Genomic DNA, 4,911 nt, shown 5'->3' with positions numbered 1-4,911 from the left:
CTGGGCGGGGGCGGTGGCCGCCGCCGCGAGCGAGGTGAGGACGGCGGAGAGCCCCGTGATGACCTCGGCGTCCTCCGACGGGTGGGTGTCGGCGAAGCGGGTCAGGGAGCCGGGGATGGCCAGCTTCACGTCCTCCACCACCACGCCGCCGGCCACACCGGCGGCCTTGCGGGCCTCGGTCTGGGCCCACTCGCCGCCGTACTGGCCGAAGGCGGTGCCGATGACGGCGACCGGCTTGCCCTTGATGGCGCCGCTGCCGTAGGGGCGGGACAGCCAGTCGATCGCGTTCTTCAGCACGGCGGGCATGGTGCCGTTGTACTCGGGGACGACCAGCAGCAGACCGGCGGCGTCGGACACGGCCGCGCGAAGCCGCGCCGCGGCCTCGGGAAGGCTCGACTCGACGTCGATGTCCTCGTTGTAGAACGGCACCTCGGCGAGGCCCTCGAACAGCTCGACGGTGACGCCCTCGGGGGCGAGGCCGACGGCCGCCTCGGCCAGCTGCCGGTTGGTGGAGCCGGCGCGGAGGCTGCCGACGAGGGCGACGATGCGAGCGGACATGGTGACTCCCGTGGATGCAAGAAGACGGCTAAGCGGACCGTGGTCCGGTTTCCTCACTCAGTTGTACCATCTAACCGGACCGCGGTCCACTTTCATTCCCGGGCTGGGTACGCTGGTCCTATGAGCACGTCCCCCTCCACCGGGCGCACCGAGCTGTCCCTCTCCCCGGTCGGCGCCGCGCCACCGCTGCGCGCGGACGCCGCCCGCAACCGCGCGCGGCTGCTGGAGGCCGCCGCCCGGCTGGCGGACGAGCGGGGGGCGGCCAACCTGACCATGGAGGCCGTCGCGTGCGCCGCCCAGGTGGGCAAGGGCACCGTCTTCCGCCGTTTCGGGGACCGCGCCGGACTGCTGCTGGCCCTGCTGGACCACCAGGAGCAGCGGTTCCAAGCCGCGTTCATGGCCGGTCCCGCCCCGTTGGGCCCGGGTGCGCCCGCCCGGGAGCGACTGCACGCCTTCGGGCCCGCCGCCCTGCACCACGAGCGGGCCCACCTGGACCTCTACCTGGCCGCGCAGCCGGAGGCGCCGCGCCGGGAGCTGGCGCCCGCGCGCGTCCTGCGGGTCAGCCACCTGGCGGCGCTGCTGCGCCAGGCGGGCACCGACGCGGACCCGCGGCTCGCGGCGCACACCCTGGCGGGTGTCCTCGACGTCGCCCTGGTGGACCACCTGGTCACCCGGCTGGGCATGCAGTTGGAGCGTGTCGAGGCCGGCTGGCACGACCTCGTGGAACGGCTGCTGAGCCCGTGCGACCCCGGTCGTACGGAGCGCTGACGGCCCGCCGTCCGCCCTCCGCGCCGGCTCGGCGGCCGTGGACGCGGGGCGGGTGCACGACCGGGCGGCGAGCACGGCGCGGGAGCTGGACGCCGTGGGACAGCGTCGTCACGGGCTGCGCCGTGGCGGTCGCCGAGACCGGCACGGTCGTCCTCGGCTGCGGCCCGGACCAGGGGCGGCGCCGCATCACGCTGGTGCCGGACCACCACGTCTGCGTCGTGCGGGTGCCGGACCAGGTGGTCGGCTCGGTGCCGCAGGCGCCGGCGCGGCTCGGTCCGCGCCGCCCGCTGACGTGGATCTCGGGGGCTGCCCTCCGCGACGAGCGACATCGAACTGGACCGGGTGGAGGGCGTGCACGGTCCCCGCACGCTGGAGGTGGTGCTGAGGGAGCCGTCGCCGGACGGGCGTGCTCCGTGAGGAGCGGGGCACCGCCCGGACGCGAGGCCACGGAGGCGGGCGGCTCGGGCCGTGAGGGCGCCCGGCGGGGCAGGCGGCCTTGGGCTGTTTGGTGCGCCCGTTCGGGGGAACTCCGGGCGGCATGGACCGTGAGGACGGGGCCGTACGCGCCGGGGGGCGGTCGGGGGCGCACAGATCGGCGGCCGCGCTGCTCATGGGCGTCCTCCTGGCCGGGTGCGTCGTGTACGAACAGTCCGAGGAGCCCGGACCCGCCGACTCGCCCGGGGTGGCGCGGGAGGTGCCGCTGCGGGTCGTGGACCAGGACGGGCGGACGCTGGCCTTCGTCCCGGTGACCATCGGCGGCGAGGGACCGTACATGTTCGCGCTGGACACCGGGGCCTCCGCCAGTGTGGTGGACGACGACGTCGCCGACGAGGCCGGGCTGCGGTTCACCGGGGAGCAGCGCCAGGTGAGCGGGGTGCTGGGGACGGGCCGGGTCCCGGTGGCCGAGGTCGGCGAGTGGCAGGCCGGCGACGTGGTGCTCGACCCCGGTGAAGTCACCGTCATCGACCTGGATCCGCCGCGCGGCGGGGGCGGCATCAGGGGACTGCTCGGGTCGGACGTACTGAGCGAGTTCGGGTGGATCACCGTCGACTACGACGACGGCGTCCTGCGCGTACCCGCGGCGTGACGCACCACCGGGGCGCACGGGCCACGGCGGGTCGGTCGCGGTACGAGCAGCGGCCCGGGTCGCGGGCGGAAGCGGAGGCGCGATGAGGGCGACCCTCTCTGCGGGCAGGCTGGCGGGGGCCCGGGTCGGCGCGCACTGGAGCGTCTCGGTGGTCGTGGCCGTGCTGGCGCTGGGGCTGGCCCTGCGGTTCAGGGACGCCTACCCCGGCCGGCCCGGGTGGGCGTACGTCCTGGCGGTCGCCGGCTGCGCCGCGGCGCTGTTGCTGTCGCTGCTGGCCCACGGGCTGGGGCACGCGGTGGCGGCCCGCAGGCGCGGCGTGGAGGTCGTGGACGTCACCCTGTGGCTGCTGGGCGGGGTGGCACGGATGCGGGGCGAGGCCGGGTCACCTGCCGCGGAGCGGCGCATCGCCGCCGCCGGCCCGCTGGTGAGCGCGGCGCTGGCGGTCGGCTTCGGGCTCGCGGCCTGGGCGGCGGCGGCCGGGGGCGCGGCGGGGCTGCCCGTCGAGTCCCTGGCCTGGATGTCCGCCGTCAACGCGCTGCTCGCCGCGTTCACGGCGCTGCCGGCCGCGCCGCTCGACGGGGGCCGGCTGCTGCGGGCCGCCGTCTGGCGCAGGACGGGCGACCCGCTGCACGCCACCGCCGTGGCGAGCGGGGCGGGGCTGGCCCTGGGCTGGGCACTGATCGGGCTGGGGCTGTACCTGGTCGTGGCGGGGCTCCTGCTCGCCGGTTTCTGGCTGGTGGTGCTCGGCTGGTTCGTCGTCGCGATGGCGACCGGCGAGGTGCCGGGCAGTGGTGGACGGGACGTACTGGCGGCGGTCCCGGTGCGGCAGGTGATGAGCGCGGCGCCGGTGGCCGTGCCCGACGCCCTGACGGTCGGCGGCCTCCTGGCCGAGCCCCGCCTCCGGTTCGGGGACAGTGCCCTGCCCGTCGTGGACGGGGACCGGCACCCGGTGGGGCTGCTGGAGCGGACGGCCGTCGAGCAGGTACCGGAGGAGGGCCGGGGCGTGCCGGTGGCCTCGGTGATGATCCCCGTCGAAGCCGTTCCCGCGGTAGGCCCCGACGAGCCCCTCGGAGTGCTGCTGGAGGCCCTGGAGACGAACGACGCCCACCGGGTGCTGGTCGTCGAGCAGGGGCGCCTGGTGGGCCTGGTGACGAGCGCCGACGTCAGCCGCGCGGCGGCCCGCCTGGCGGCCTCCGCGTCGTGGAGGTACCGGGCGTTCTGACGGGCGGCGCCCGACCGCGCCGGAGGCGGAAGCGGGGGCCGGAGGCGGCAACGCCGTACCGAAGCGCGAGCCGGAGGCACGATGCCGGGGGCGGGTGCCCGAGACGCGGGTACCGGGTGCCGGGGGCGGGAGGGGCGGCGCGGCGGGCCGCACGCACGACGGCCCCGGGAGACCCCGCCCACGGAACACGACGGTGGCCGGAGGCGGCGGCTCGCCGGCACGGCAGCACCGGGCACCGGTGGACGGGCGGCCGGACGGCGACCGGGAGCGTCGACGGGCCCGGACGCGGCCCCGCCGCAGGCCCCGCGGCCGGGATGACGGGCGACCGACCGGGTACCCGCGGCCCATGCGATGGCAACAGCTGGAAGAGGACCGCCCCGGCGGCGCGTACCTGCTCGTCCTGGACCCCGGCGAGGACCCGGTGGCCTGCCTGAACGGCTTCGCGGCGGAGCGGGAGGTGCGGGCCGCGCAGATCACCGCCGTGGGGGCCTTCGAGACGGCCGTGGTGGGCTGGTACGACCGGGACGCGCGGGACTACCGCAGGATTCCCGTCGGCGAGCAGTGCGAGGTCCTGTCGCTGGTCGGGGACGTCGCGGAAGGGGAGGACGGACCGGCCGCGCACGTGCACACGGTGCTCGGCCTGGCGGACGGCTCCACGCGCGGCGGCCACCTCCTGGAGGCACGGGTGTGGCCCACCTTGGAGGTGGTGCTCCGCACCAGCCCGGCGACCCTGCGCAAGACGTACCGCCCGGAGGTCGGGCTGGCGCTGATCGCGCCGTCCGGCGGCGGACGGCCGGGGCCCACCGGTCAGCGGGTGACCGACGGCGGCGGGCCCGACGCTTAGAAGGCCGTCTCCGCCCGCCCGGACCGGGCCCCACGGGCGAACGTGACGGGGTCGTGGCCGACGAGCGCCGTATGCAGCGGGCCGCCCTCGCGCCGCCGTGCCGCAGCGCCCTCCTGGCCGTGCGGCGGTGTTCGGCCCGCAGCCCGCAGGGCCACAGGACCCCCCGGCGGTCCCGGAGCCCCGCCGCAGGCGGCGGGGCTACGAGCGGGGCCCGGCCGCGGCAGCCGGCTGTGCCGGCTCGGGTGGGCGAAGCGCGCGAAGAGCCGCCCGGGTCGTACGCGTGGCAGATCGCGCACCGCGGACTCCTCCGTATCGGGTGTCGAGTCCGCTCACGATGCGGGCCGCCACCTCGGTGCCGTGCCCGTCGACCGCGGCGACGGCCCGGACCGGCGGCCGGCGCAGGCTCTGCCTCTTCGTCGAGGCGCGCGGGCG

General features: G+C 77.2%; 5 protein-coding genes and 1 pseudogene. 5 read left to right on the top strand and 1 reads right to left on the bottom strand.

The genetic code is table 11. From position 1 onward, the window contains the following. On the bottom strand, window positions 1–558 hold a 558-nt coding region (locus BJP40_RS03745; protein ID WP_071278594.1), incomplete at its 3' end, for an NADPH-dependent FMN reductase. A 120-nt stretch (window positions 559–678) separates the two neighbouring features. On the opposite strand from BJP40_RS03745, the gene BJP40_RS03740 reads away from it, so the two are divergent. From BJP40_RS03740 to BJP40_RS03725, 5 genes and pseudogenes are all read left to right on the top strand, one after another. Then, window positions 679–1,326, top strand: coding sequence for a TetR/AcrR family transcriptional regulator (locus BJP40_RS03740; protein WP_071278593.1), 648 nt, complete (start codon window positions 679–681; stop codon window positions 1,324–1,326). A 40-nt stretch (window positions 1,327–1,366) separates the two neighbouring features. After that, window positions 1,367–1,743: pseudogene (locus BJP40_RS31330) on the top strand (lactate utilization protein C); the annotation flags it as partial. A gap of 121 nt (window positions 1,744–1,864) precedes the next feature. Then, window positions 1,865–2,413 carry a retropepsin-like aspartic protease gene (locus BJP40_RS03735; protein WP_071278592.1) on the top strand — a complete coding sequence of 183 codons (549 nt, stop codon included), beginning with the start codon at window positions 1,865–1,867 and terminating at the stop codon, window positions 2,411–2,413. A gap of 82 nt (window positions 2,414–2,495) precedes the next feature. Further along, on the top strand, window positions 2,496–3,635 hold the full coding sequence (locus tag BJP40_RS03730) for a site-2 protease family protein (RefSeq protein WP_071278591.1): 1,140 nt from the start codon (window positions 2,496–2,498) through the stop codon (window positions 3,633–3,635). Between the two features lie 346 nt (window positions 3,636–3,981). Next, window positions 3,982–4,479, top strand: coding sequence for a PPC domain-containing DNA-binding protein (locus BJP40_RS03725; protein WP_071278590.1), 498 nt, complete (start codon window positions 3,982–3,984; stop codon window positions 4,477–4,479). Window positions 4,480–4,911 lie beyond the last annotated feature (432 nt).

It is taken from the genome of Streptomyces sp. CC53, from assembly GCF_001865245.1.
Lineage (GTDB): Bacteria > Actinomycetota > Actinomycetes > Streptomycetales > Streptomycetaceae > Streptomyces.
This window is presented reverse-complemented; position numbering and strand designations above follow the sequence as displayed.